Source organism: Shewanella sp. 10B, assembly GCF_023475885.1.
GTDB classification, from domain to species: domain Bacteria; phylum Pseudomonadota; class Gammaproteobacteria; order Enterobacterales; family Shewanellaceae; genus Shewanella; species Shewanella mangrovisoli.
Genome location: NZ_JAMDJO010000001.1, coordinates 1,114,040 through 1,137,258, shown reverse-complemented (window position 1 = coordinate 1,137,258; position 23,219 = coordinate 1,114,040). Strand labels below are relative to the sequence as shown.

Here is a 23,219-nt window from a genome sequence, read left to right as displayed (position 1 = left end):
AAGCACCCATTCGGGTGCTTTTTTATTGTTTGCAGCATGGTAATTGAATTCTGGTTATCCGTGACTAAGGAATCTAATGACTGTTTTTCGTCTATTTACGCTGACAACGCTCACCATGTTTGCCTTTGCCTGTAACTCGATACTTTGCCGGCTCGCGTTAAAGGATGGCAGTATCGATGCGGGCAGCTTTACCCTGATCCGGTTGTTATCGGGTGCCATCATGCTCTGGCTATTAAGCCTTAACAAACCTGCGCTGGAGGCCAAGGGACATTGGGGCTCAGCCTTGGCATTGTTTGTCTACGCAGCCGGATTTTCCTACGCCTATATCAATATGACGGCCTCAATGGGGGCGCTGTTACTCTTTGGCGCCGTACAAGCCACCATGATTGGCTATGGGCTGTACCGAAAAGAAATCTTTAATACCAGACAATGGCTTGGATTAGCCTGCGCCGCTGCCGGTTTGATTTTTCTGCTGTTACCTGGGCTGTCGGCGCCGCCACTAATGAGTTCATTGTTGATGATAAGCGCTGGGGTCGCTTGGGGGATTTATTCGATTAAGGGCAAAGGGGCCCAGCATCCCATTCCAATCAGTGCAGGCAACTTTATCCGCACTGTGCCAATGGCACTGTTATTACTGCTATTAGTTCGAGATCCCTTAGCAGTAAGTCAGATGGGGATTATCTATGCCTTGGCGTCAGGCGCCATCGCTTCGGGCGTAGGTTATGCGATTTGGTATTCCATTTTACCTCTATTGTCATCCACCTACGCCGCAACAGTACAATTGAGTGTACCGTTAATTGCCGCCGTTGGCGGAGTGCTATTGCTGGGTGAATCCCTAAGCCTTCGATTACTGTTAGCCTCCTGTGCCATCCTCGGTGGCATTGCACTGGTTGTCCTCAGCAAATCTGCACCACAAAATAAAAGCTAAATAGAAAGAAACGTTTATCTTTTCCTTTTGCCCTTGCGTCTGCCAACGCCTTGTTTAAGAATAAGGCCATTCTGGGTAAAAGGACGTCTTGAGTAAATCATGCAAACGGTCACGGTTGGCGATCTGTTGATGACAATCCCTGTGGGCAACCGCCTTGGTGAAGGTGTGCTATGGGATGAGTTACACCAATCTATTTGGTGGACCGACATTTTATCCTCTGTGATTTATCGTTTTCATCTCGCGAGCCGCTCCTTAGAGACTTTCCCCATGCCGCACCGCGTCGGCTCCTTTGGCCTCACGGCAAAGCATACAACACTTATCGTCGCATTCGATATCGGTATTGCAATCTATGATATTGAAGATCAAAGCCTGACATGGTTGGCACAGCCAGAATCTCATTTTGCTGGCAATCGCTTTAATGATGGTCGTATCGATAGGCAAGGGCGTTTTTGGGCGGGCACTATGGTTGAGCAGCGCGATACTTTGCAACAAACCGCAGCCCTGTATTGTCTAGATGAGAAAGGGCATTGCCACCAACACCTTACAAATCTCGAAATCTCCAACGGCCTGTGCTGGAGCGTGGATGGGCGAACGCTCTACCATGCTGATTCGCCAAAACACCAAATCTATCAATATGATTTTGATATTGAGCAGGGGTTATTGAGTCGTAAGCGCCTCTTTGCGAGCACGAGCCATCATATTTTCCCTGATGGTTCAGATGTCGATGCGGCGGGTTATCTCTGGAATGCCCAGTGGGGCGGTGGCCAGGTGGTGCGCTATCGTCCCGATGGTGAAGTCGATCTTATTCTCAAATTGCCCGTTACCCACCCAACCAGCATTGCTTTTGGCGGCGAAAAGCGTGATTTACTGATAGTCACCAGTGCCAAACACTCACTTGACGCATCGCAATTAGACCAAGAGCCGCAAGCTGGCGATGTGTTTATCTACCCATTACAGGGTATTTATGGTGTAAACAGCCCTCGTTTTTGCGGGCAGCTATAAGTTTAGATCAGCGTTTTTAGCGTAAATATTGTTATCACAGCCACTCACCAATCCCTTAGACAAAAACGATTTACCGTAATTTCAGGTAAAATCACCCTTTGTTGCCCCAATCATTTACCTTAAATTGTGATCTTGCTCAAAAAGCAGCTAATCGGTATTTTCACTCATAATCTGAGCAACTGGCGCCACTTTTGTGACGCGCATCAACAATAAGATTTACGCCCATCGGAAATTGGTACAAAGTGGACAAAATGGCTAATCAAAATGTCCATATCAATAAAAGCATTTAATTCTCTATATTGACGTAAATAAAACGCACAAACCTAATTACCTCATTGAAAACCCTTTAATTTAGATATTTACTCTATTGAAAGCTTAGTGTGATTTTGATCACCTGTCGGAAATTGTCATTATTGGTCACTTTTTTATACTCGCACCATGAGTGGGGTTAAGTTCTCTACTCAAGCATGCAGCGTATTCGCTGCAACTTGTGAGCACATAAAAGAGAGTGTGTGAAATGACAATGAATAGACGACAGTTTTTTAAACTCTGTGCTGTAGGAGCCGCGACTTCTGCTATTTCTGCACTGGGGTTAATGTCCGAAAAGGCATTTGCATCCGTCAGAGGTTTTAAATTGCTACGCGCAAAAGAGACGCGTAACAATTGTTGCTACTGCTCTGTGGGTTGTGGGTTGTTGATGTACAGCCAAAGCAGTAATGGGAAAAATGCGGAGCAGAGCATTTTTCATATCGAGGGCGATGCCGATAATCCGATTAACCGCGGCGCCCTGTGTCCAAAAGGGGCAGGACTGGTTGACTATGTGAACAGTCCGCACCGTTTAAAATATCCCGAAGTGCGTTTACCTGGTTCGGATAAATGGCAGCGCATTAGCTGGGATGAGGCTTTTAAGCGAATCGCAAGACTTATCAAAGACGAGCGCGATGCTAACCTGGTTGAGAAAAATGCCCAGGGTCAAACCGTTAACCGCTTAGTCAGCCTAGGGATGATGACATCATCGGCCCAAGCAAACGAAGGCTGCTACATCACTCATAAGTTCGGCCGTGCCATTGGTATGTTAGGCATAGATAACATAGCCCGCGTTTGTCACGCCCCAACACCGGCCGCGATGGCGCCCACCTTTGGCCGTGGTGCTATGACTAACCACTGGGCAGATATGAAAAATACCGATCTGGCCATTGTGATGGGCGGTAACGCTGCCGAAGCGCATCCCGTCGGCTTTGGTTGGGTGACAGAAGCGATGGAGCATAACAACGCCAAGTTGATTGTGGTCGATCCGCGCTTTAACCGCAGTGCTGCCGTCGCCGATTTATATGCGCCTATTCGTTCAGGCACCGATATCGCCTTCCTGCTCGGCATGATCCGCTACCTGCTCGAAACCCAGCAAATCAACCTTAATTATGTCAAAGCCTATACCAACGCTTCGTTTATCGTGCGGGAAGACTTTGAATTTAATGACGGTTTATTCAGTGGCTACGATGAGGCTAACCATAAATACGACCAATCCACTTGGTTCTATGAGTTAGATGAAGAGGGCTACGCAAAAGTTGACCCAAGCTTAAGCCATCCTCGCTGCGTGATTAACCTGCTGAAAAAACACGTCGATCGCTACGATCCTGACACAGTTTCCAGCATCACAGGTACGCCTAAAGAAGCCTATCTTGAAGTGTGTCAGCAAATTGGGGCGACCCATGTTGACCATAAAGCTGCCACCTTCCTGTATGCCCTCGGTTGGACACAGCACAGCGTTGGCGCGCAAAACATCCGTACCATGGCGATGATCCAATTGCTGCTTGGTAATATGGGGATCATGGGCGGCGGCGTGAATGCGCTGCGCGGTCACTCAAACGTACAAGGCGCGACGGACTTAGGTTTATTGTGCCAAGGATTACCAGGTTACCTGAAACTGCCTCAAGATAGAGATGTTGATTTACAAAACTATTTAGCCCATTACACCCCAAAAGCCTTAAGACCAAATCAAACCAACTATTGGCATAATTATCCAGCCTTTACCGTGTCGTTGTTAAAAGCCTTCTTCGGTGATCATGCCACCGCAGAAAACGATTATGGTTATGACTGGCTGCCAAAATGGGACCAACAGTACGATATCAATAAGCAAATCGACATGATGGTTCACGGTGAAGTTAATGGCTACTTTATCCAAGGTATCAACGCACTCAACTCCCAGCCTGATAAGCAAAAAGTGTCTAAGGGCTTGTCAAATCTGAAGTTCTTAGTAGTGCTCGATGCGCTGGCAAACGAAACCTCCAGCTTCTGGCGCAATGCGGGTCAGTTTAATGATGTGGATACCGCCAGCATTCAAACTGAAGTCTTCCGCTTACCCACAACCTGTTTTGCCGAGGAAAGTGGTTCAATTGCTAACTCTAGCCGTTGGTTACAATGGCACTTTAAGGGCGCCAATCCACCCGGCGAAGCCTTATCTGATCCGGCAATTCTTTCTGGCATCATGCTGGAATTAAAACGTTTATACCGTGAAGAGGGCGGCCGTTTACCTGAGCCTATCGAAGCCATCAAGTGGGATTATGCGATGGAACATGAACCTAGCTCTGAGGAAATCGCGCAGGAGATGAATGGTTATGATCTCACGACCGGTAAGCTACTCAATGGCTTCTCCGAGTTAAAAGCCGATGGCTCAACCTCATGCGGTATTTGGGTTTACTCAGGTATGTGGACCGAAACGGGCAACCTCATGGCGCGTCGCGATAATAGCGATCCCTCCGGCAAAGGCATTACCCCGAATTGGTCATTCGCTTGGCCTGCAAACCGCCGCATCTTGTACAACCGCGCCTCCTGCGACGTGCAAGGTAAGCCGCGCGATCCGAGCCGTGTACTACTCGAATACAAGGACAACAAGTGGCAGGGCATTGATGTGCCTGACTTTAATGCCAAGTTGAACGCCGAAGATTCGGCCCACCCTTTCATCATGCAAGCCGATGGCGTTGGCCATTTATTTGCCCTGCGTGACTTAAAAGATGGTCCATTCCCAGAGCATTATGAGCCGTTCGAATCGCCATTGGCGAGTAACCCACTGCATCCTAAAGTCACCAATAATCCGGTGGCGCGTATGTTCAAAGGCCTGCGTGAAAGCTTTGGTACCAACGAAGAGTTCCCCTATGTTGGCACCACTTACTCGATGACGGAGCACTTCAACAACTGGACCACACATTGCCATCTGGCTGCTATTACCCAGCCACAACACTTTATCGAAATCGATGAAACCTTGGCGGCGGAAAAGGGCATCAATAACGGTGATTGGGTCAAAGTGAGCTCTAAACGCTCACACATCGTGACTAAGGCCTATGTCACTAAACGACTCCAACCCATGATGGTTCAGGGCAAAAAAGTCCACACCATTGGTATTCCACGCCATGGCAGTTACGAGGCCTTGACGCAGAAGAGTTATATCGTCAACGAGCTAACTTCATCTGTGGGCGATGCCAACACCCAAACCCCTGAATATAAAGCATTCCTTGTGAATATTGCCAAAGCGGAGGGCTTCTAATTATGGCTTCTCAAGATATTATCCGCATCTCAGGCACCACGGATATCACCCCTGCGTCTCAAGCGCGCATTGGTGCGGTCCAGCAGGTGACTAAGCTGTTTGATGCAACTAAATGTACCGGCTGTAAGGCCTGTCAGGTTGCCTGTTCCGAATGGAATGACCTTCGTGAAGATGTCGGTACTTTCCAAGGCAGTTACCAGAACCCAATGATACTGTCACCCGAAAGCTGGAACATCATGCAGTATCACGAAGTGATGGATAACAATAAGTTGCGTTGGCAATTTACCCACACTGCCTGTATGCATTGTGCCGATCCAGCCTGCTTAAAAGCCTGCTCAACCAGTGGCGCGATTGTGCAGCATGCTAATGGCACAGTGGACTTTGACTCGAACAAATGTATTGGCTGCGGCTATTGTGCCAGTGCCTGTCCTTTCAATGTGCCTAAGATCAGTGCCAAAGATAACAAAGCCTATAAGTGCACCCTGTGCTCCGATAGGCTCGCCGTAGGCCTTGAGCCTTCCTGCGTTAAAACCTGCACCGTGGGAGCACTGCGCTTTGGTACCCGCGAAGACATGTTGTTCTATGCCGAAAAACGCGTCGAGCAGTTAAAGGAACGCGGTTTCAGCAAGGCGGGACTTTATAACCCTGAAGGTGTTGGCGGAACACATATGATGATGATCCTCCACGACATCACGCAACCCGAAACCTATGGTATGCCAAAGGATCCGCAAATCCCCGCCGCCACCGAATGGCGTCAAGATTGGCTCAAACCTTTGGGCACCGCAGGCTTGCTCGCAACGGCGGCGTTCGCCCTGATGCACCGCATTGCGGTAGGGCGCAACATCGTCGAGGAAGATCAGCCCGGTTACATTGATGCCGGCGCCACAGAGGAGGAAAAGCAATGAGTCATAAAGAGATGATAGTGCGCCATAAGCTCGTTGATCGTCTATGTCACTGGACCATAGTCTTTGTGGGCTTAGTGACCTTTTTAACGGGATTCTCGTTTTTTTACCCTTCGTTCCAGTGGCTGAGTGGCATTGTTGGCACCCCACAACTGGCAAAAGTGATGCATCCATTCTTCGGGATCGCTATGTGTCTGCTGCTGGCGGTGATGCTGATCCGCTATTACCAGCACAATAAGTGGAATAAGTACGATTTGCCCTGGATGAAAGCCGTGGTGTGGGTGTTACTGCAAAAAGAAGAAAACATTCCGCCCGTGGGCCATTACAACCCAGGTCAGAAAATGTTATTCCGCGCCTTTGTGGTTTTTGTACTGGCGTTTCTGATCAGCGGCATCATGATGTGGCAACCTTATTTTGCCCTCATGTTCTCGGCAGAAGCCGTCAATTGGGCCACCTTAGTCCACTCGTCCTGCGGCATATTAATGCTGTTATCCCTAGTGGTACACGTATGGATGGCCTGCTGGATTGAAGGCTCTATCACTGGGATGCTCTACGGCAAAGTCTCTAAGGCTTGGGCCCGTAAGCACCACCCAGCCATGTTAGAAGAACACGAGGAAAAATAGCGATGAAGATGGCCAGCGATATCCCGTTAAGTTTTGTTGATAAATCCCCCTTAGCATTAAAACCGCTAAAAGCGGCAGATCCTGAGAAAATTTATCAACATAGAGCACGTCGTTTAGCCCAATTAGCGCAGGATTCTCCGCTGGCGGATTATCTTAAGCTTTGCCAAATCCTTGTGTCGACGCAGCAAAAACTGGCGGCAATGGATATGGGCCCAGCACCAATGATTGACGCTGAGGTCCAATTTCCGCTGTCAGTGAGTCAAACTGCTAAGGCCCAAGCTTGGTTACAGCCATTGCAAGCACTGCTGACGGAGTTGGTATCTCAAGTACCTGCGCATTTAGTGCCTGTGATACAAGAGCTACAACAGCAGTCACCAGCTCAATTGCTAGAGTGGGGCAATCAACTAAGGCAAGGGCAGTTTAGTGCCGTACCCGCACAGTTCAGCTTATTTATCTGGGCGGGTTTGTCACTGTATTGGTCCCATTGGGCGCCCATGGTGATTGCACGTATGGATGTCAATCGGGTTAAACAGTCCAGTTTATGCCCTGTGTGCGGTAGTCATCCGGTCGCCAGCATGATTGTCGATAAACCCCGCGAAGGGCTACGTTATCTGCATTGCAGTCTGTGCGAAACTGAGTGGCATTATGTGCGTGCCCATTGTACTTGCTGCGAACAATCTCGGGAAATGTCCATTTGGTCCTTTGACGATCATAAAGCCAACGTGCGGATTGAAAGCTGTGAGACGTGTAAGGGCTACACTAAGATGTTGTTTACCAACCGTTTGCCATTGTTAGATGCGGCTGCGGATGATATCGCAACGCTGGGGTTGGATGCCGAGCTCAATGCAAAGGGCTATGGTGCGACAACGGTAAATCCCCTGTTACTTGCACATGAGGCCTAAGCTATAAAAGGATTGAATAAACAAGGCCATGGATGGCCTTTGATAATACATGTTCCATTCGGTCACCACTTAAGTTGTGACCGAATGGTCATTGACTGTGATATCAAACTCACTCACAAATAAAGTCAGAGTGGGGCGGTTATCAGGCTTTTTCGCATACACTGTATCGATTTGAATGCCCCTTCACATTATCTCTAGCACAGCCCCTTCATTTTATATCCACATTATCAAGACGTTAATGGTTATAAAAAACCATGTGGAATGCCTAGATGAAACAATATTGGATTTTGCGGAGCTGAGATTAAACTGTATTATTTAGAATAACTTAGATAAAAACAGTGTTTTATTGTGCCAAGAAGCGAACCAAGAAGCTTCAATCATTCCATAAGAATACTTAAGTCACTCAAACCCGTTTGTCTAAACCTAGAAACCCAGCGACAAACAACGATGGCGGTATGCATCTTGAACTCGAATCTGACTGGAACTGCGAGCGTGGAGGCGAAATCATCATTCAAGCCAACAGACTTCTTTGTGTAGGTAGGTTTAATAGCATTGAACCGTAATGCTCTGGGAATTTGGATAATTTAGGCGCATTGCACAACAGGCATTTTGCTCAAAGACGATTCAACTGATGGTAGATTGCGGGGATCTGCGTATTGTGAGTTTTCACCAAAAATAGGCGTGACTAAACAACGCGATTTAACCAGGTAAATCAACGCACTCATTAATAGCGCGTTCATCAATCTTTGTTAATCACAATCCTTTAGTCACATTCGTTCGCTACGTGAAATCTGCACAACTTGCAGGGCAATCCTAGCCAAATATTCACGTAGAAACGCCTTTGATAAATCCATTAAACACATCCTTAGGCTGATGATTAAAAATGAACGGTGAGTGTTAAAACGAGGGATTCTTAACCCTTGATGTGAGTGACTAATGAGAGGGATTAATGGAACTCAGTCATTTGCGTAGGGAAAGGTAATCAACCATATTCACTCATACTAAATTTAACATAATATACATTGTGCGCAGTTTTGTGTGGGAGGGATTTGGGATGCCAGCGCGGTTCTAGTCAATCCCTCGTAAATGGTCTAATGGCTTATTGAAGGCGCTTTCGTGTCTTTCTATTTGTGTGGTATGCAAATATTTCGATGTGGTGTCGATACTCTCATGGCCCGCATCAGCTTGTACGTGTGACAACGGTCGACGATTGATGTTGATATCATGAGTGATCCCCGTGTGCCGAATGTTGTGTGCGGTGAGTTTTCGCATTTGCTCAGCATCCTGGTTAAAGCCATCGGTTTGAGCATTATCCGCCGCGAGATTGATAATGGTTTGAATGTCTTCACGAATTTGCCTGATCCCAAGATTGGCATTTACAAGACCCGCGTCGCGGCCACGACCGGCGGCGCGATGGCGAACAAACAAAGGATGATGTTCACCTTGGCTTGGAAAATCTGACAGCCCCAAAAATTGCCTGTATTTAACCAAACCATCGAGTAACGCCTTAGAAATGGCCACGCTACGTTTTTTCCCACCTTTACTGAGCGGAATGTGAAAACTCCAAATTCCAGTCTGTGGATTTTGCCTAAATTGCCCCATAACGGGCGAATAGCCAACCCGAGCCGAAACATCTGAAATGCGCAAATAACAGGAATAAATCAATGAAATCAAAAATAAACTACGTTGGTGTAATTCGGGTGTCGTTTCTGCCAGCTGAGTCACAGTGCTCATCACATAGGACCACTGTAGTTCTGTGAAAGCCAAGCTGTTTTCATCTTCATCAGTTTGTCTTTGATACTGCTTGTTTTGCGCAAAGCGACTGTGATTCAACCAAATTTGCGCAGGATTACGCTCGCAAAATTCCTCGCTCATCAAATAGCTATAAAACGAGGATAAAATAGCAATCTTGGTCTTTAAGGCGTTATCGCTCAGCACATAAGGCTGTACTTGCCCAAGGGTTTTCTTGCCGACAAATGGCCGCCAAAGGCTGTTGGGCACTCGCTCATCCCGCAATTTATCGAGTTTAAACTGTGGCACGTTAAAGTAACCGATTAGCGTTAATGGTGGCGCTAAGCAATAATCCACATAGCGACTCATATCCTTACGTAACACCTGTGTGGGCGACATTTTCGCGACATCAAAACACCAATGCAGGAACGTTGTTACTTCACTCCGATAGGCTTTATAGTTGTTTTCACTGTGTTTTTGCTCGAATAACCAATCAGTTGCGTGTTCCATTACTAAACCCGCATCAGGTACATCTGCAAGACTGACTTGTGTGATGTATTGATTCACCACACTGTTGCCGTCTTGTATGAATTGAATTGAATCAAATAATGGTAATACTGGAGGAAGCTGCATATTAACTTTAAAATTTAATGGTTTATTGCATGATAATACTTAAATGCAAATGCCGATAACGTTATTTATCGGCATTAACCAAAAACTCAATTTGTGGACAGCTCGTTTGCGTACATTGCTGGCAACCGATGCGTTTTTGGCAGCAAATCAGACAAAGCTGCCAGACTTTACGTTTTGATTGACTATCGAGACAAGAAAAGTCCGCCGCACATAACGTGCCTTCGCGAATAAGCTGCGCGAGTTTCTCCTCTGATATGGATAGATTGATCCGTTCAGCCATATAAATCCCCTGCGATTAATCCTGTGTCGATAATACTAAAATGAGAATAGTTATCAACAAGGTTGATGTAATAATGCTAACTCCCCCACTATCTTAATTATTTTCAACTGATCCGATTGGCTTCTACTACACTCTAACTGTGTGCTGCTCCTTTACGTGTTGAGGTACCGGATGGTGATTGATATTACAAACAAAAAGCCGTTGTTCTCCACTAAGAAAACCACTGAAACATCTACCTCTGGGGCCCCCTGGAAGATCCTTGTTGTCGATGATGAGCCCGATGTCCACACCGTGACTAAACTTGCCCTTTCCCGTTTTCGACTCGATGGCCGTGCCCTTACCTTTATTAATGCCTACAGTGGCGAACAGGCAAAGGAGCTACTCGCCCATGAACAAGATATTGCCGTTGCTTTTATCGATGTGGTGATGGAAAGCGACCATGCGGGACTCGAGTTGGTTAAATGGATCCGCGAAGTGCAAGTGAACAAAAATATTCGACTCATTCTCCGTACAGGCCAGCCCGGACAAGCCCCCGAAGAGGATGTAATAGTCAACTACGATATCAATGATTACAAAGCCAAATCTGAACTCGATTCCCGCAAACTCATGACCAGCGTCTACTCTGCCCTACGCTCCTATCGCGACATTATGGAAATTGAGCAAGCAAGGCGAGCACAAGTGAATCATCGTAAGGGCTTAGAGCGGGTGCTTGAAGCCACCTCGGGTCTATTTGAACTCAGAACCTTACATCGATTTGCCGATGGCCTACTCACTCAAGTTGCGACTCTGCTTAATCTTGATACCGAAACCTTGCTGCTGACCTGCAATGCGATGGATGCGATTAGTGGTCATGTGGATACGGCTGAAATCGAAATCCTCGCCGGTACAGGGCAATTTGCCAATAGCCCTTCACATAAAGAGCTCCCTGAGCATATTGCCACGCTGTTGCGTAGCGCCTTAATGCAAAAGCGCTGCTTGTACGAAGACAATTGTTTTATCGGCTATTTTCCAATAAAGAGCGGCCTTATTAACCTGCTCTATATGGATGGCATTGATAAAATTGATGATTTGGATAAAAAGCTGGTCGATATTTTTGCGATAAACGTCGGGGTTGCGTTTGAGAATCTCCTCTTGAATCAAGAGGTGGAAGACACTCAATCAGAACTGATCCTGCGTTTGGGCGATGTGGTCGAGAGCCGTTCTAAAGAAGCCGCCAATCATGTTAAGCGCATGGCGGAATATTGTGCCCAACTGGCGTTACTGGCGGGGTTAACCGAGACCGAAGCCGACTTATTGCGCCGCGCCTCTCCAATGCACGATATAGGTAAAATCGCGATCCCCGATGCGGTATTACTCAAACCTGGCAAATTAAATGACCAAGAATGGTCTGTAATGCGTCAGCACCCTAGTATTGGATACCAGATCCTCGCCAATTCCGAACGGCCAATTTTAAAAGCGGCGGCGATTATCGCCCTACAACACCATGAAAAATATGACGGCTCTGGCTATCCAAGCAATTTAAAACAGGATCAAATTCACATTTTTGCCCGCATAGTTGCTATCGCAGATGTGTTCGACGCCCTATCACACGCAAGATGCTACAAAGCTGCCTGGCCATTAGAGGATGTTATCGTCGAAATGCGTAAAGGTGCAGGTAAACATTTTGATCCAGATTTGCTCGAACTCTTTATCAATAACATCGATATCTTTGTTCGAGTCAAAGATAACTGGAAGGATCATGACGAGTCATTAAAATAACCTTAAAAATCAGTATCAACTGAATGGTAAATAACTATATATGCTATTTCTTCAGCAAAAACTCACGAAATAAGGTTTTATTTGGCTCAATCGTTCCAATCAACTCGGATTATCGGCCAGAAAGTCAAAAACGACGGCTTGTTGAACACCATTTCGGCTAAAACTGATAAATCCTCGCCAGACCATGTATCCACTGCTGCAAGCGCCGTAGATCATCTGCCCTTCATAGGTGGTTTTAGTCACTTCACGAAGATTAACAGGTATAACCCCCATAAACATGTCTCTGCCTTCTAAACGGATCTGAAGGTTTTCGATAGTATCGGATGTTAATAGCTTCAATGTTAATGGTTTTTCGCTCGGCGCATGGGCGGGGGTGAGACTAATACGCAGCTCAATATCGCCAATGCGTTTAATACAATCTCCCTGCGTAAAGACGCAAAGTGTTAGGTCTGCAGGCGTGGTTTTTATCTGTTGCGTGGTCTTTTCATTGCAAGCTGTGAGATTCATCATAACTAGCATGAGTGTGAGTGGCAGAAGTTTGCGTGTAAGCACAAAAATTAACCTTGTGATGCAAGATGTTAACATTCTATGGCGTAGGTTGATCTAGATCAACTTTCCAGACCCCATCTTTGGTATCTTTTTTGACATGGCTCAAGTATCATTGCGAAACCTCATATTTGAGCACAAATGTGTAGGTTAACGCATTGACATGGCTTCACAACCCTAATAGGGAAGCGAGCTTTGTGTCATATATAACAGGTAAAGCTTGTCTTTACTAAAAGTAAAAGTAATAAGCAGTGGAAGCATTATGATGAACCATTCCCAGCCAACAGGCGCTGATTACAATTACACCATTGTCCGCCAATTTGCCTTAACCACAGTTTTGTGGGGTATTGTTGGTATGTCAGTCGGTGTATTAATTGCGGCTCAGTTAATCTGGCCACATCTGAACTTTGATACTCCTTGGTTTACGTATAGTCGCTTGCGACCATTACATACCAATGCGGTTATCTTCGCGTTCGGAACATCAGCCCTCTTTGCAACATCCTATTATGTCGTACAACGCACCTGTCAAACCCGACTATTTGCACCTAAATTAGCTGCATTTACGTTTTGGGGATGGCAAGCCATCATTCTGTCAGCAGCCATTACGCTGCCAATGGGTTACACCAGTGGTAAAGAGTATGCTGAATTAGAATGGCCAATCGATATCGCTATCGCTATCGTCTGGGTATCTTATGCAATAGTGTTCTTCGGCACTATTATCAAACGAACAACATCGCATATCTACGTAGCGAACTGGTTCTTTGGTGCATTTATCATTACGGTTGCCGTGCTTCACATCGTGAACTCTATGGCCGTTCCTGTTAGCTTGTTCAAGTCATACTCTATGTACAGTGGCGCGGTCGATGCCATGGTGCAATGGTGGTATGGTCACAACGCGGTAGGCTTCCTGTTAACCGCAGGTTTCTTAGGGATGATGTACTACTTCGTGCCTAAGCAAGCGGGTCGTCCTGTTTACTCATATCGTCTGTCTATCGTGCACTTCTGGGCACTGATCGCACTGTACATTTGGGCTGGTCCTCACCACTTACACTACACTGCCCTGCCAGACTGGACTCAGTCTTTAGGTATGGTGATGTCACTGATCCTGTTCGCACCATCTTGGGGTGGTATGATCAACGGTATCATGACCTTATCTGGCGCATGGCACAAACTGCGTACTGACCCAGTACTGCGTTTCTTAGTGGTTTCTCTGTCTTTCTACGGTATGTCGACCTTCGAAGGTCCGATGATGGCCATCAAGACAGTTAACGCTTTATCTCACTACACAGACTGGACTGTAGGTCACGTTCACTCAGGCGCGCTAGGCTGGGTTGCAATGGTGTCTATCGGTTCTCTGTATCACTTGATCCCAGTACTGTTCGGCCATGGCCGTATGTACAGCATCAAGTTAGTTAACGTGCATTTCTGGTTAGCGACTATCGGTACTGTACTTTACATCGTGTCTATGTGGATTTCGGGTGTAATGCAAGGTCTGATGTGGCGTGCAGTTAACGCTGACGGTACTTTGACTTATAGCTTTGTTGAAAGTCTGGAAGCTTCTTATCCTTTCTACTTCGTACGTTTCCTCGGCGGTTGTTTCTTCTTAACCGGTATGCTGATCATGGCATACAACGTGATCCGTACTGTGAAAGCCTCTAAAGATTCATTGCCAGCACTGGCTGAAGCAAAAGCGGCTTAAGGAGCAAACTCGATGAAATTTAATCATGAGATAGTTGAAAAAAACATCGGTTTGTTAGCGATCTTCACAGTTATCGCTATCAGCTTCGGTAGCTTGGTAGAAATCACGCCGTTGATTTTCCAAAAAGATACCACTGAGCCTGTTGAAGGTTTGAAACCCTACACTGCCCTGCAACTCGAAGGCCGTGACATTTATGTGCGTGAAGGTTGCTACAACTGCCACAGCCAGATGATCCGTCCTTTACGTGCAGAGACTGAACGTTACGGTCACTACTCTGTAGCCGGTGAGTCTGTTTGGGATCACCCATTCCAATGGGGTTCTAAGCGTACTGGTCCAGACTTGGCCCGTGTTGGCGGTCGCTACAGCGATAAATGGCATGAAGTTCACTTAATCGATCCTCGTGCTGTGGTCCCTCAATCGAATATGCCAGGCTTCCCATGGCTTGCCGAAAACAAGTTAGACGGCAAGTTAACCGGCGACAAGATGACTATTCTGCGTAACATGCACAAAGGCGGTTACAAGGGTAATGATCTTTACACCGATGAAGAAATCGCAGGCGCTCAGAAAGCTGTTGAAGGTAAGACAGAGCTGGAAGCCTTGATTGCATATCTTCAGTCTTTGGGTCACGCACTCAAATAAGGAGGCAATATATGGATTACGGCACATTACAAGGTATTTTAACCATCATTGTGATGCTGACCTTCGTCGGTATATTTGCTTGGGCATATAGCTCGCGTCGTCAAAAATCCTTTGATGAAGCAGCCAATCTTGTGTTTTCCGATGAGGAAATCAGCAAGGAATCGAAGGACTCAGGAGAGAATAAGTGATGAGTAGCTTCTGGAGTATTTGGATTAGCGTACTCTCGTTAATTGTGATCGCAGGATGTTTTCTGTTGCTGCGTGTGTGTTCAAAGAACACCACGGATGTCAAAGAAGGCGAATCCATGGGTCACAGTTTCGATGGTATCGAAGAACTCAATAACCCACTGCCAAAATGGTGGAGTTATATGTTCTATATCACTATCGTGTTTGGCCTAGTGTACTTAGCCCTGTTCCCAGGTTTAGGTAACTACAAAGGTCTACTGAACTGGACCAGCTCTAACCAAAGCATTGGTACAGAGAAAGGGATTAAAGCCGATTCTGCAGCCGCGATTGAGCTGGCAGCAAAAGAAGGCATGTACGTTCAGTACGACCAAGAAGTTAAACACGCTAACGAAAAATATGGCCCAATCTTCGCGGCTTACTTGGCAACACCACTCGAAGAGTTAGTGAAAAACCAAGAAGCGTTGAAAGTGGGCGGTCGTTTGTTCCTACAAAACTGCGCCCAGTGCCATGGCTCTGACGCACGTGGTAGCAAAGGCTTCCCTAACCTAACCGACAGTGATTGGTTATATGGTGGTGATTTAGCCACTATCAAGACCACAATCATGAACGGTCGTCATGGCATGATGCCGCCAAAAGGTGGTTTGCCAATCGACGATAGCGAAATTGCCGGTCTGGCCGAGTACGTGGTTAAGTTATCTGGCCGTGAGCACGACGAGAAACTCGCCGCTCAAGGTCAAGGTTCATTCATGAAAGGTTGTTTTGCGTGTCACGGTATGGACGCAAAAGGCAACAAACTCATGGGCGCACCTAACTTAACTGACGATGTTTGGTTATATGGCGGTAGCCGCGGCATGATCGAAGAAACGATCAAGCACGGCCGTGCCGGCGTGATGCCAGCATGGAAAGACGTTCTCGGTGAAGAGAAAGTCCACGTGATCGCAGCTTATGTTTATAGCTTGTCAAACAAGTAATTAGATGTGAGTAACGCTAAGGCCTCGATAACGTCGAGGCCTTTTTTTTAAAGTGCTAAAGCCACCTTTTAACGGTAAAATGGCGCAAATTTTTATTATGGGTATTTAACATGAGCGAACAACAACCCTGGTATAAGCAGTTTTGGCCTTGGTTTTTAATTATTCTTCCTTTGTGTGCCGTCGTCGCAAGTTTTACCACGCTAAAAATTGCCCTCTCAAACTCTGACTCTCTGGTCGCCGAGGATTATTACAAAGAAGGCAAAGCCATCAATATGGACTTGAGTAAGGTCAAATATGCCAAGCAACTTGGCATGCAATGGCAGCTCGAACAAAATCATCATGAGCTCCTCTTCACTCAACACGGCGGCCCTGCTTACCAAGCCGCATTAAAAGTTGAATTTTATCACCCAACAATTGCCGAAAAAGACATTAAGACCACAGTCACCGCCGATGCCAACCATGTGTATCGCATTACTCTGCCCGATGTATTAACCGGTGCTTGGGAAGTCCGTCTGGAAGGTTTTGATGGCAAATGGCGTATTCATCAACGTGTCGAACTCAAAGACAACGTCCAATTGTGGTTGAACTAATTGTGGTTGAATGAATATAGCTATGACACATCCAAGTTGTTTTCACTGTAATGAGCCCGTGCTCACGGGCACTCAGTTTGTCACCCGCATTCATGATCGCGATGAACTCATGTGTTGCCCTGGCTGCCAAGCGGTATCCCAAGCCATTGTGGATGCAGGCTTATTAAGCTATTACAAGTTTCGAACCGAGCCCGGCAGTAAACAGACGGCGCTGGTACCTGATGAATTAAATCAGTTTAGTGCCTACGATTTGCCCGAAGTACAGCAGGACTTTGTCCACTCAGAGGAAAATCGTGACTCTGTGTCGCTGTCCATCGACGGTATTACCTGCGCCGCCTGCGCCTGGTTAATCGAACATAAAGTGAAACAACTGCCTGGCGTCAGCCAAGTGATGGTCAACTCCACCACCCAAAGGGCGATGATCAGCTGGGATAAACAGCAAGTTAAACTCAGTGATATTCTTGGGCAAATTAGCCGTATCGGCTATCAAGCCGCGCCCTATCAAGTGGATGAGCAAGAACTGACCGCCAAGCAAAATAGCCGCAAATTCTTACTGCGCCTAGGCTTGGCGGGTTTTGCGACTATGCAAGTGATGATGTTCGCCCTCGCCCTCTATACCGGTTACTTTACCGATTTGGATGTGCAATATCGGGATTATTTCCGCTGGGTGAGCATGATTTTCGCCACGCCCGTGGTGCTGTATTCGGCGCAGCCCTTCTATTTCAGCGCCATTCGCACCCTGCTCAGTGGCAAACTCAATATGGATGTGTCGGTCTCTATAGCCATTGGCGGCGCCTATATTGCCAGTTGCTTTGCCACCGTTAACGGCACGGGTGAAGTCTATTTTGAATCCGTTTCCATGTTTACCTTCTTCCTGCTGCTGGGGCGTTATTTCGAGCAAAAGGCAAGACAAAAAGCCTCCGTTAGCTCCAGTAATCTCCACAAGTTAGTACCTCTTACGGCGCATCTGGTCACAGAGCATGGGCAAGAAGAGATCCCCGCTAAAAAATTACGCCTCGGGGATATAATCCTTATTAAACCCGGCGAAATGGTTGCCGCCGACGGCATCGTGGTTGACGGCCACACCAGCATCAATGAAGCCATGCTCACCGGCGAGCAAATGCCGATTGAAAAACCCGTCGATAGCCAAGTGTTTGCTGGCACCATTAACCTAGACCAGCCTATCAAGGTAAAAGTCACCGCCCTTGGGCAAGATCAATTGGTTGCCGAGATTATTCGTCTGCAGGAATTAGCCTCAAACACTAAACCTGCCGTCGCTATGTTGGCCGATAAATTGTCGCGTTATTTCTCAGGCACTATCTTATCGATTGCGACAATCACCTATCTGGTATGGCTGCAAATCTCCCCCGAAGATGCCTTTTGGGTCACCTTGTCGGTATTAGTGGCCACCTGTCCTTGTGCCCTTGCGCTGGCGACCCCCACAGCCGTCACCTGTGCGACCGCGATTTTTACTCGCCTTGGGATCATTACCCGTAAGGCGGGCGTCTTTGAAAAACTGCCACAGATCAAACATGTGGTCTTTGATAAAACTGGCACCCTCACCTGCGGCACCCTATCAATAGCCAAAGTAGAGTGCCATAAAGATTTTACCGAAGAACAAGTTCTCGCGATTGCTGCTGCGCTCGAATCAGGTTCTCGCCACCCTATTGCCGCAGCCTTTGCTAGCTTTAGCCAAACCGATGTGATTGCCAAACAAGTTCACCATGAAGTGGGCTTCGGAGTAAAAGGCCTGATTAATGGCATCGAATACCGCATTGGTAACGCAAGCTTCACGGGGGCCAGCGCAGAACCCAAGCTTGTAAACCAGCTTATTTGGCTCGCCCGTAGCAACAATCAGCAGTTTGAAGTCATCGCCACTATCGAGATCCAAGATAATATCCGCGTCGATAGCAAAGAAACCGTCGATATTTTGAAGCAGCAAGGTTGCCAAGTCAGTATCGCCAGTGGCGATAGCTCAGGGCATGTGCATCAATTGGCGAAAGAACTCGGCATTAGTGATGTCCACAGTGGGCTGACTCCAGCCGATAAACTGGCACTGGTGACCAAATTGCAGCAATCGACACCGGTCGCAATGTTCGGCGATGGCATTAATGATGCGCCAGTACTGGCGGGCGCCGATTTATCCGTGGCGATGGGGAGCGGCAGCGCGATTGCTAAAAACAGCGCCGATCTTATTCTGCTTGGCGATCACCTATCTCGCTTCACCCAAGCGGTCAAGGTTGCTAAACTGACCACACAAATTATTCGTCAAAACCTCGCTTGGGCCTTAGGTTATAACGCGCTGATTTTACCGCTGGCGGTAACTGGGCATGTTGCGCCTTATATTGCCGCCCTTGGCATGTCGGCAAGCTCTTTGATTGTTGTGGGTAACAGTTTGAGATTATTACGAATTAAATTATAACAATGAAATAGGCTTAGGTTATGAGCATCATTTATGTACTAATTCCTATCGCGATGATCTTTGTGTTGATCGCCGTAGCCGTGTTCTTTTGGGCGGTAAAATCCGAACAATTCGATGACTTAGACCGTCAAAGCGTGTCGATTCTCTTCGATGAAGATGCCGATAAACCGAGCCAAGCAGCTAACCCTAATCAAGAGAAAATCACAAGCCAAGACAAAGGCATGCCTCTGTGATTGGCTCTGTGATTGAGTATAACGTCACAGGCGCATTTCTGGTGGGGTTAATGGGCGCAGCCCACTGCTTTGGCATGTGTGGCGGCCTCGTTGGCGCCTTTTCCTCCCAGCTTCCGAATCCGAAACAGGGCAATCACTTAGCCCATCAACTCACCTACTTATTAAGCTATAACCTCGGCCGGATTTTAAGTTACACCCTCGCGGGCGCCTTAGTGGGTGGTTCATCGGCCATGCTGGGCCACTTATTCGAACTCGACAGTTACCTGTTAATCCTTCGGATCATTGCCGGCGTGATGATGATCGCGACCGGGCTTTACATTGCCAAAATCTGGGTGGGGATAGTACAGATTGAACGCCTCGGCCAAGTGTTGTGGCGATACCTTAAACCCTTAGCTCAACGTCTCGTGCCAATCACCTCACCATTGCAGGCCATCACCGCCGGACTGATTTGGGGCTGGCTCCCCTGCGGGCTAGTGTATAGCACCTTAACCTGGTCGGTGGCGGCTGGCTCTGCTAGCCAAGGCGCCTTGATTATGCTTGCCTTTGGCTTAGGAACCCTCCCTGCGCTCTTAAGTGCCGGTGTGGCGGCCAAACGCTTAGCCAATTGGGTACAGCAAAAGACCGTTAGATTATTGAGTGGCTTACTTTTAATTGCCTTTGGCGCACAAACTTTATATATCGCCCTGTCGCAGCTAAACTAGCCCAAGCGAGTGAATTGGTTTAACATGGCTGCAGTGGATTAACTTGAGAACCGACATGACAATAGAGCAGAATAAAAACCGTCGTCCCGCCGCGAGTGGGTGCACAATTCATTGTCACGATTGCAGTATGGGAACCCTTTGTATTCCGTTTACCCTCAATGCCAATGAGCTCGATCAGCTCGACGACATCATTGAGCGTAAAAAGCCAATTCAAAAAGGTGAGCAAATTTTTAAATCAGGCGATCCGTTAAAATCTCTGTTCGCAATTCGCTCCGGCACGGTCAAAAGTTACACTATTACCGAACAGGGCGATGAGCAGATCACCGGTTTCCATTTAGCTGGCGATGTGATTGGTTTTGATGGTATTCACGCTCAGTCCCACCAGAGTTTTGCCCAAGCTTTAGAAACCTCCATGGTGTGTGAAATCCCCTTCAATATTCTCGATGAGCTTTCAGGCAGCATGCCCAAGTTACGTCAGCAAATCATGCGCTTAATGAGTAATGAAATCATGAGCGACCAAGAGATGATTCTACTGCTCAGTAAGAAAAACGCCGAAGAACGCCTCGCCGCGTTTATCAGTAATCTCGCTAACCGTTTTGGCAGCCGTGGATTCTCCCCTAAAGAGTTCCGTTTAACCATGACCCGTGGTGACATTGGTAACTACCTAGGTTTAACCGTAGAAACTATCAGCCGCTTGTTAGGCCGTTTCCAAAAGTCGGGTTTGATTGAAGTAAAAGGCAAATACATCACCATCCTTGACCACAATGAACTGAATCTCTTGGCGGGTAATGCCAGGATCGCCAGATAAGTCACACCCTCCCACATTTGTGCTTTAATAATTGTAATTAATGCGCTAGGCACTGGTTTTGAAAAGAGTTTTGATCTAGAACAATACAGATAATTGCCAAAGGCTCATGATGAACATGAGCCTATGACTAAAGGAACATGTTATGAAGGATTATCAAAAAATACTGGTAGTAGTCGATCCCACGACAGAGCATCAGGTTGCACTCGCCCGAGCGGTGACCTTGGCCAGTAAAAGTAACGCCCATGTGACTGTGTTTCTGTCTATTTTTGACTTCTCCTACGAAATGACATCGATTCTATCGAGCCAAGAGCGCGAAGCCATGCGCCAAGGCGTGATCGATCAGCGTCTGGCGTGGATCCAAGATCTGCTAACGGCATACAACCATCTGCAACTCGTTATTGATACTCAAGTGATTTGGCACAATCGCCCATTTGAGAGCATCATCAACCATGCGATTGCCGGACAATATGATTTGATTGTCAAAGGCACCCACGCCCATGACAAGTTAAAGGCGGTGATCTTTACCCCAACCGATTGGCATTTGATGCGTAAAGCGCCTGTGCCTGTGTTGATGGTCAAAGATCATGATTGGCCCGAAGCGGGTAAAATCCTCTGCGCGGTCAACGTGGCAACCGAAGACACAGATCATCAAATGCTGAACGGCAAGATTATCGAACATGCCAAGGATTTAGCCGCAAAATTTGCCGCCGAAGTGCACTTAGTCAATGGTTATCCCGGCACACCGGTGAATCTTGCCATTGAACTGCCTGATTTTGATGCACAAACCTATAACGACACCATTCGCATGCAGCACGAACAACGAGTGCAATACCTTGCCAATGCCTATGGTATTGATACCCTGCACTGCCATGTGAAGGAAGGCTTGCCTGAGGATGTGATCCCTGAGCTTGCCGAGCAACTCGATGCCGAGCTGGTGATTTTAGGCACTGTCGGTCGGACTGGATTCTCGGCGGCACTTATCGGCAATACTGCTGAGCATGTAATTGATAGCATTAACTGTGATTTGTTAGCCATCAAACCCGATGGTTATAAATCGCCGCTTGAAGAGGCGTAACGCACGCCGCTCTTTACCCCGTCGTCGATAGCTGGAATAATACGCGCCCTGAAACTGAGTTACTGGGCGCTTTTTTATGTTGGAAGCTATGTCTGAAGTTACGGCGAGTCAAATGCCTGAAGAATTATCAAAAAAACAAATTACCCGTCTGAATAAGTTACAGAAGCGTCTGCGCCGTGAAGTGGGTAGTGCCATCGCCGATTACAACATGATTGAAGATGGCGACCGAGTCATGTGCTGTTTAAGTGGCGGTAAAGACAGTTACGCCATGCTGGATATTCTGCTTAATTTACAGCAGCGCGCGCCCGTACAGTTCGAAATTATTGCCGTTAACTTAGATCAAAAACAGCCTGGTTTCCCTGAACACGTGCTGCCCGCCTATTTAGACAGCCTGAATATTCCCTATCACATCCTCGAGAAAGACACTTACTCGATTGTGAAAGAGAAAATTCCTGAAGGTAAAACCACTTGCTCGCTGTGCTCTCGCCTGCGTCGCGGTACCCTCTACGGCTTTGCCCAGCGCATCGGCGCGACCAAAATCGCGCTAGGCCACCACAGAGACGATATTATTGAGACCATGTTCCTCAACATGTTCTACGGCGGTAAGATGAAAGCCATGCCACCTAAGTTGCTTTCAGACGATGGCGCAAACGTCGTTATTCGCCCACTTGCCTATTGCCGTGAAAAGGATTTAGAAGAATATGCGGAATTGAAAAAATTCCCCATCATTCCCTGTAACCTTTGTGGCTCGCAGGAAAACCTCAAGCGTCAAGCTGTGAAAGACATGCTCAATCAGTGGGATAGACTCTATCCTGGCCGTATTGAAACCATTTTCACTGCCATGCAAAACACTGCCCCTTCACAGGGTGTTGACCGTGAGCAGTTTGACTTTGTGTCCTTGAAGCGCGATCCCAATGCGCCGATGAAGGGTGATGTGGCCGAAGCCGATTTACCCGCATTTGACTTTCTGGATATCGCCAACAGCGGCCATATCGATTTAGATGCGGCAAAACGCATCAATATCGTCAACGTTTACGAAGTGTAAACGCG

The 23,219-nt window shown here is 47.2% G+C and carries 21 protein-coding genes; 18 read left to right on the top strand and 3 right to left on the bottom strand.

Annotated elements, in window-relative coordinates:
• Positions 1-76 precede the first annotated feature (76 nt).
• The 6 genes from M0415_RS04860 to fdhE all read left to right on the top strand — a co-directional run bounded on the left by M0415_RS04860 (position 77) and on the right by fdhE (position 7,898).
• Positions 77-928: a DMT family transporter gene (locus M0415_RS04860; RefSeq protein WP_249555299.1), complete on the top strand. Its 852-nt coding sequence runs from the start codon at positions 77-79 to the stop codon at positions 926-928.
• A 99-nt stretch (positions 929-1,027) separates the two neighbouring features.
• On the top strand, positions 1,028-1,930 hold the full coding sequence (locus M0415_RS04855; RefSeq protein ID WP_086904292.1) for an SMP-30/gluconolactonase/LRE family protein: 903 nt from the start codon (positions 1,028-1,030) through the stop codon (positions 1,928-1,930).
• Positions 1,931-2,453: 523 nt separating this feature from the next.
• Positions 2,454-5,471 carry a formate dehydrogenase-N subunit alpha gene (fdnG, locus tag M0415_RS04850; protein WP_249555301.1) on the top strand — a complete coding sequence of 1,006 codons (3,018 nt, stop codon included), beginning with the start codon at positions 2,454-2,456 and terminating at the stop codon, positions 5,469-5,471.
• A gap of 2 nt (positions 5,472-5,473) precedes the next feature.
• Positions 5,474-6,376, top strand: coding sequence for a formate dehydrogenase subunit beta (gene fdxH / locus M0415_RS04845; RefSeq protein ID WP_088212379.1), 903 nt, complete (start codon positions 5,474-5,476; stop codon positions 6,374-6,376).
• Positions 6,373-6,996, top strand: a complete 624-nt coding sequence (locus M0415_RS04840; RefSeq protein ID WP_249555303.1) for a formate dehydrogenase subunit gamma — start codon at positions 6,373-6,375, stop codon at positions 6,994-6,996. Before fdxH ends, M0415_RS04840 begins: the two co-directional genes overlap by 4 nt.
• Positions 6,997-6,998: 2 nt before the next feature.
• The gene (gene fdhE, locus M0415_RS04835) at positions 6,999-7,898 is read left to right on the top strand and encodes a formate dehydrogenase accessory protein FdhE (protein ID WP_249555305.1); all 900 of its coding nucleotides are present in this window, start codon (positions 6,999-7,001) and stop codon (positions 7,896-7,898) included.
• A 1,068-nt stretch (positions 7,899-8,966) separates the two neighbouring features.
• Here fdhE and M0415_RS04830 read toward each other — a convergent pair.
• The gene (locus tag M0415_RS04830; protein WP_249555307.1) at positions 8,967-10,262 is read right to left on the bottom strand and encodes a tyrosine-type recombinase/integrase; all 1,296 of its coding nucleotides are present in this window, start codon (positions 10,260-10,262) and stop codon (positions 8,967-8,969) included.
• A 61-nt stretch (positions 10,263-10,323) separates the two neighbouring features.
• Positions 10,324-10,542, bottom strand: coding sequence for a hypothetical protein (locus M0415_RS04825; protein ID WP_089067768.1), 219 nt, complete (start codon positions 10,540-10,542; stop codon positions 10,324-10,326).
• A gap of 171 nt (positions 10,543-10,713) precedes the next feature.
• Between M0415_RS04825 and M0415_RS04820 the strand changes: the two genes are divergently transcribed.
• Entirely contained in the window at positions 10,714-12,300 is a 1,587-nt protein-coding gene (locus M0415_RS04820; RefSeq protein ID WP_249555309.1) for a DUF3369 domain-containing protein, read from the top strand.
• A gap of 99 nt (positions 12,301-12,399) precedes the next feature.
• Here M0415_RS04820 and M0415_RS04815 read toward each other — a convergent pair whose 3' ends face one another.
• The gene (locus M0415_RS04815; protein WP_249555311.1) at positions 12,400-12,885 is read right to left on the bottom strand and encodes a hypothetical protein; all 486 of its coding nucleotides are present in this window, start codon (positions 12,883-12,885) and stop codon (positions 12,400-12,402) included.
• A gap of 223 nt (positions 12,886-13,108) precedes the next feature.
• Here M0415_RS04815 and ccoN point away from each other — a divergent pair, with 223 nt between their 5' ends.
• The 11 genes from ccoN (at position 13,109) to ttcA (ending at position 23,214) form a co-directional block, all read left to right on the top strand.
• On the top strand, positions 13,109-14,545 hold the full coding sequence (gene ccoN / locus M0415_RS04810) for a cytochrome-c oxidase, cbb3-type subunit I (RefSeq protein WP_089067765.1): 1,437 nt from the start codon (positions 13,109-13,111) through the stop codon (positions 14,543-14,545).
• A 12-nt stretch (positions 14,546-14,557) separates the two neighbouring features.
• A complete protein-coding gene (gene ccoO, locus M0415_RS04805) occupies positions 14,558-15,184 on the top strand; it encodes a cytochrome-c oxidase, cbb3-type subunit II (protein WP_011622772.1) in 627 nt (208 codons plus the stop codon).
• 11 nt (positions 15,185-15,195) lie between these two features.
• Positions 15,196-15,372, top strand: a complete 177-nt coding sequence (locus tag M0415_RS04800; RefSeq protein WP_011072349.1) for a CcoQ/FixQ family Cbb3-type cytochrome c oxidase assembly chaperone — start codon at positions 15,196-15,198, stop codon at positions 15,370-15,372.
• Complete coding sequence (gene ccoP / locus M0415_RS04795; protein ID WP_088212366.1) at positions 15,372-16,340, top strand: cytochrome-c oxidase, cbb3-type subunit III; 969 nt, start codon at positions 15,372-15,374, stop codon at positions 16,338-16,340. The genes M0415_RS04800 and ccoP overlap by 1 nt, the downstream gene beginning before the upstream one ends.
• Positions 16,341-16,450: 110 nt before the next feature.
• Positions 16,451-16,930, top strand: a complete 480-nt coding sequence (locus tag M0415_RS04790) for a FixH family protein (RefSeq protein WP_011717084.1) — start codon at positions 16,451-16,453, stop codon at positions 16,928-16,930.
• Positions 16,931-16,952: 22 nt separating this feature from the next.
• Positions 16,953-19,352, top strand: a complete 2,400-nt coding sequence (locus tag M0415_RS04785) for a heavy metal translocating P-type ATPase (protein ID WP_249555313.1) — start codon at positions 16,953-16,955, stop codon at positions 19,350-19,352.
• Between the two features lie 20 nt (positions 19,353-19,372).
• Positions 19,373-19,585 (top strand): cbb3-type cytochrome oxidase assembly protein CcoS, encoded by a 213-nt coding sequence (gene ccoS / locus M0415_RS04780; RefSeq protein WP_023265289.1) that lies wholly within the window; start codon positions 19,373-19,375, stop codon positions 19,583-19,585.
• Between the two features lie 8 nt (positions 19,586-19,593).
• Positions 19,594-20,286, top strand: a complete 693-nt coding sequence (locus M0415_RS04775; RefSeq protein WP_023265288.1) for a sulfite exporter TauE/SafE family protein — start codon at positions 19,594-19,596, stop codon at positions 20,284-20,286.
• Between the two features lie 55 nt (positions 20,287-20,341).
• Entirely contained in the window at positions 20,342-21,094 is a 753-nt protein-coding gene (etrA, locus tag M0415_RS04770) for an FNR family transcription factor (RefSeq protein WP_218738453.1), read from the top strand.
• Between the two features lie 142 nt (positions 21,095-21,236).
• Complete coding sequence (uspE, locus tag M0415_RS04765) at positions 21,237-22,169, top strand: universal stress protein UspE (protein WP_249555315.1); 933 nt, start codon at positions 21,237-21,239, stop codon at positions 22,167-22,169.
• 76 nt (positions 22,170-22,245) lie between these two features.
• A complete protein-coding gene (gene ttcA / locus M0415_RS04760) occupies positions 22,246-23,214 on the top strand; it encodes a tRNA 2-thiocytidine(32) synthetase TtcA (RefSeq protein ID WP_220055690.1) in 969 nt (322 codons plus the stop codon).
• Positions 23,215-23,219: the final 5 nt, after the last annotated feature.

Excerpts from the sequence above, each read along its gene's own strand:
- M0415_RS04855 (WP_086904292.1), top strand. The coding sequence starts at position 1,028 with ATGCAAACGGTCACGGTTGGCGATCTGTTGATGACAATCCCTGTGGGC.
- ccoO (WP_011622772.1), top strand. The coding sequence starts at position 14,558 with ATGAAATTTAATCATGAGATAGTTGAAAAAAACATCGGTTTGTTAGCG.
- M0415_RS04825 (WP_089067768.1), bottom strand. The coding sequence starts at position 10,542 with ATGGCTGAACGGATCAATCTATCCATATCAGAGGAGAAACTCGCGCAG.
- M0415_RS04860 (WP_249555299.1), top strand. The coding sequence starts at position 77 with ATGACTGTTTTTCGTCTATTTACGCTGACAACGCTCACCATGTTTGCC.
- M0415_RS04840 (WP_249555303.1), top strand. The coding sequence starts at position 6,373 with ATGAGTCATAAAGAGATGATAGTGCGCCATAAGCTCGTTGATCGTCTA.
- etrA (WP_218738453.1), top strand. The coding sequence starts at position 20,342 with ATGACAATAGAGCAGAATAAAAACCGTCGTCCCGCCGCGAGTGGGTGC.
- M0415_RS04820 (WP_249555309.1), top strand. The coding sequence starts at position 10,714 with ATGGTGATTGATATTACAAACAAAAAGCCGTTGTTCTCCACTAAGAAA.
- M0415_RS04785 (WP_249555313.1), top strand. The coding sequence starts at position 16,953 with ATGACACATCCAAGTTGTTTTCACTGTAATGAGCCCGTGCTCACGGGC.
- ccoS (WP_023265289.1), top strand. The coding sequence starts at position 19,373 with ATGAGCATCATTTATGTACTAATTCCTATCGCGATGATCTTTGTGTTG.
- uspE (WP_249555315.1), top strand. The coding sequence starts at position 21,237 with ATGAAGGATTATCAAAAAATACTGGTAGTAGTCGATCCCACGACAGAG.
- M0415_RS04815 (WP_249555311.1), bottom strand. The coding sequence starts at position 12,885 with ATGTTAACATCTTGCATCACAAGGTTAATTTTTGTGCTTACACGCAAA.
- fdnG (WP_249555301.1), top strand. The coding sequence starts at position 2,454 with ATGAATAGACGACAGTTTTTTAAACTCTGTGCTGTAGGAGCCGCGACT.
- M0415_RS04800 (WP_011072349.1), top strand. The coding sequence starts at position 15,196 with ATGGATTACGGCACATTACAAGGTATTTTAACCATCATTGTGATGCTG.
- M0415_RS04830 (WP_249555307.1), bottom strand. The coding sequence starts at position 10,262 with ATGCAGCTTCCTCCAGTATTACCATTATTTGATTCAATTCAATTCATA.
- fdxH (WP_088212379.1), top strand. The coding sequence starts at position 5,474 with ATGGCTTCTCAAGATATTATCCGCATCTCAGGCACCACGGATATCACC.
- M0415_RS04790 (WP_011717084.1), top strand. The coding sequence starts at position 16,451 with ATGAGCGAACAACAACCCTGGTATAAGCAGTTTTGGCCTTGGTTTTTA.
- ccoP (WP_088212366.1), top strand. The coding sequence starts at position 15,372 with ATGAGTAGCTTCTGGAGTATTTGGATTAGCGTACTCTCGTTAATTGTG.
- ttcA (WP_220055690.1), top strand. The coding sequence starts at position 22,246 with ATGTTGGAAGCTATGTCTGAAGTTACGGCGAGTCAAATGCCTGAAGAA.
- fdhE (WP_249555305.1), top strand. The coding sequence starts at position 6,999 with ATGAAGATGGCCAGCGATATCCCGTTAAGTTTTGTTGATAAATCCCCC.
- ccoN (WP_089067765.1), top strand. The coding sequence starts at position 13,109 with ATGATGAACCATTCCCAGCCAACAGGCGCTGATTACAATTACACCATT.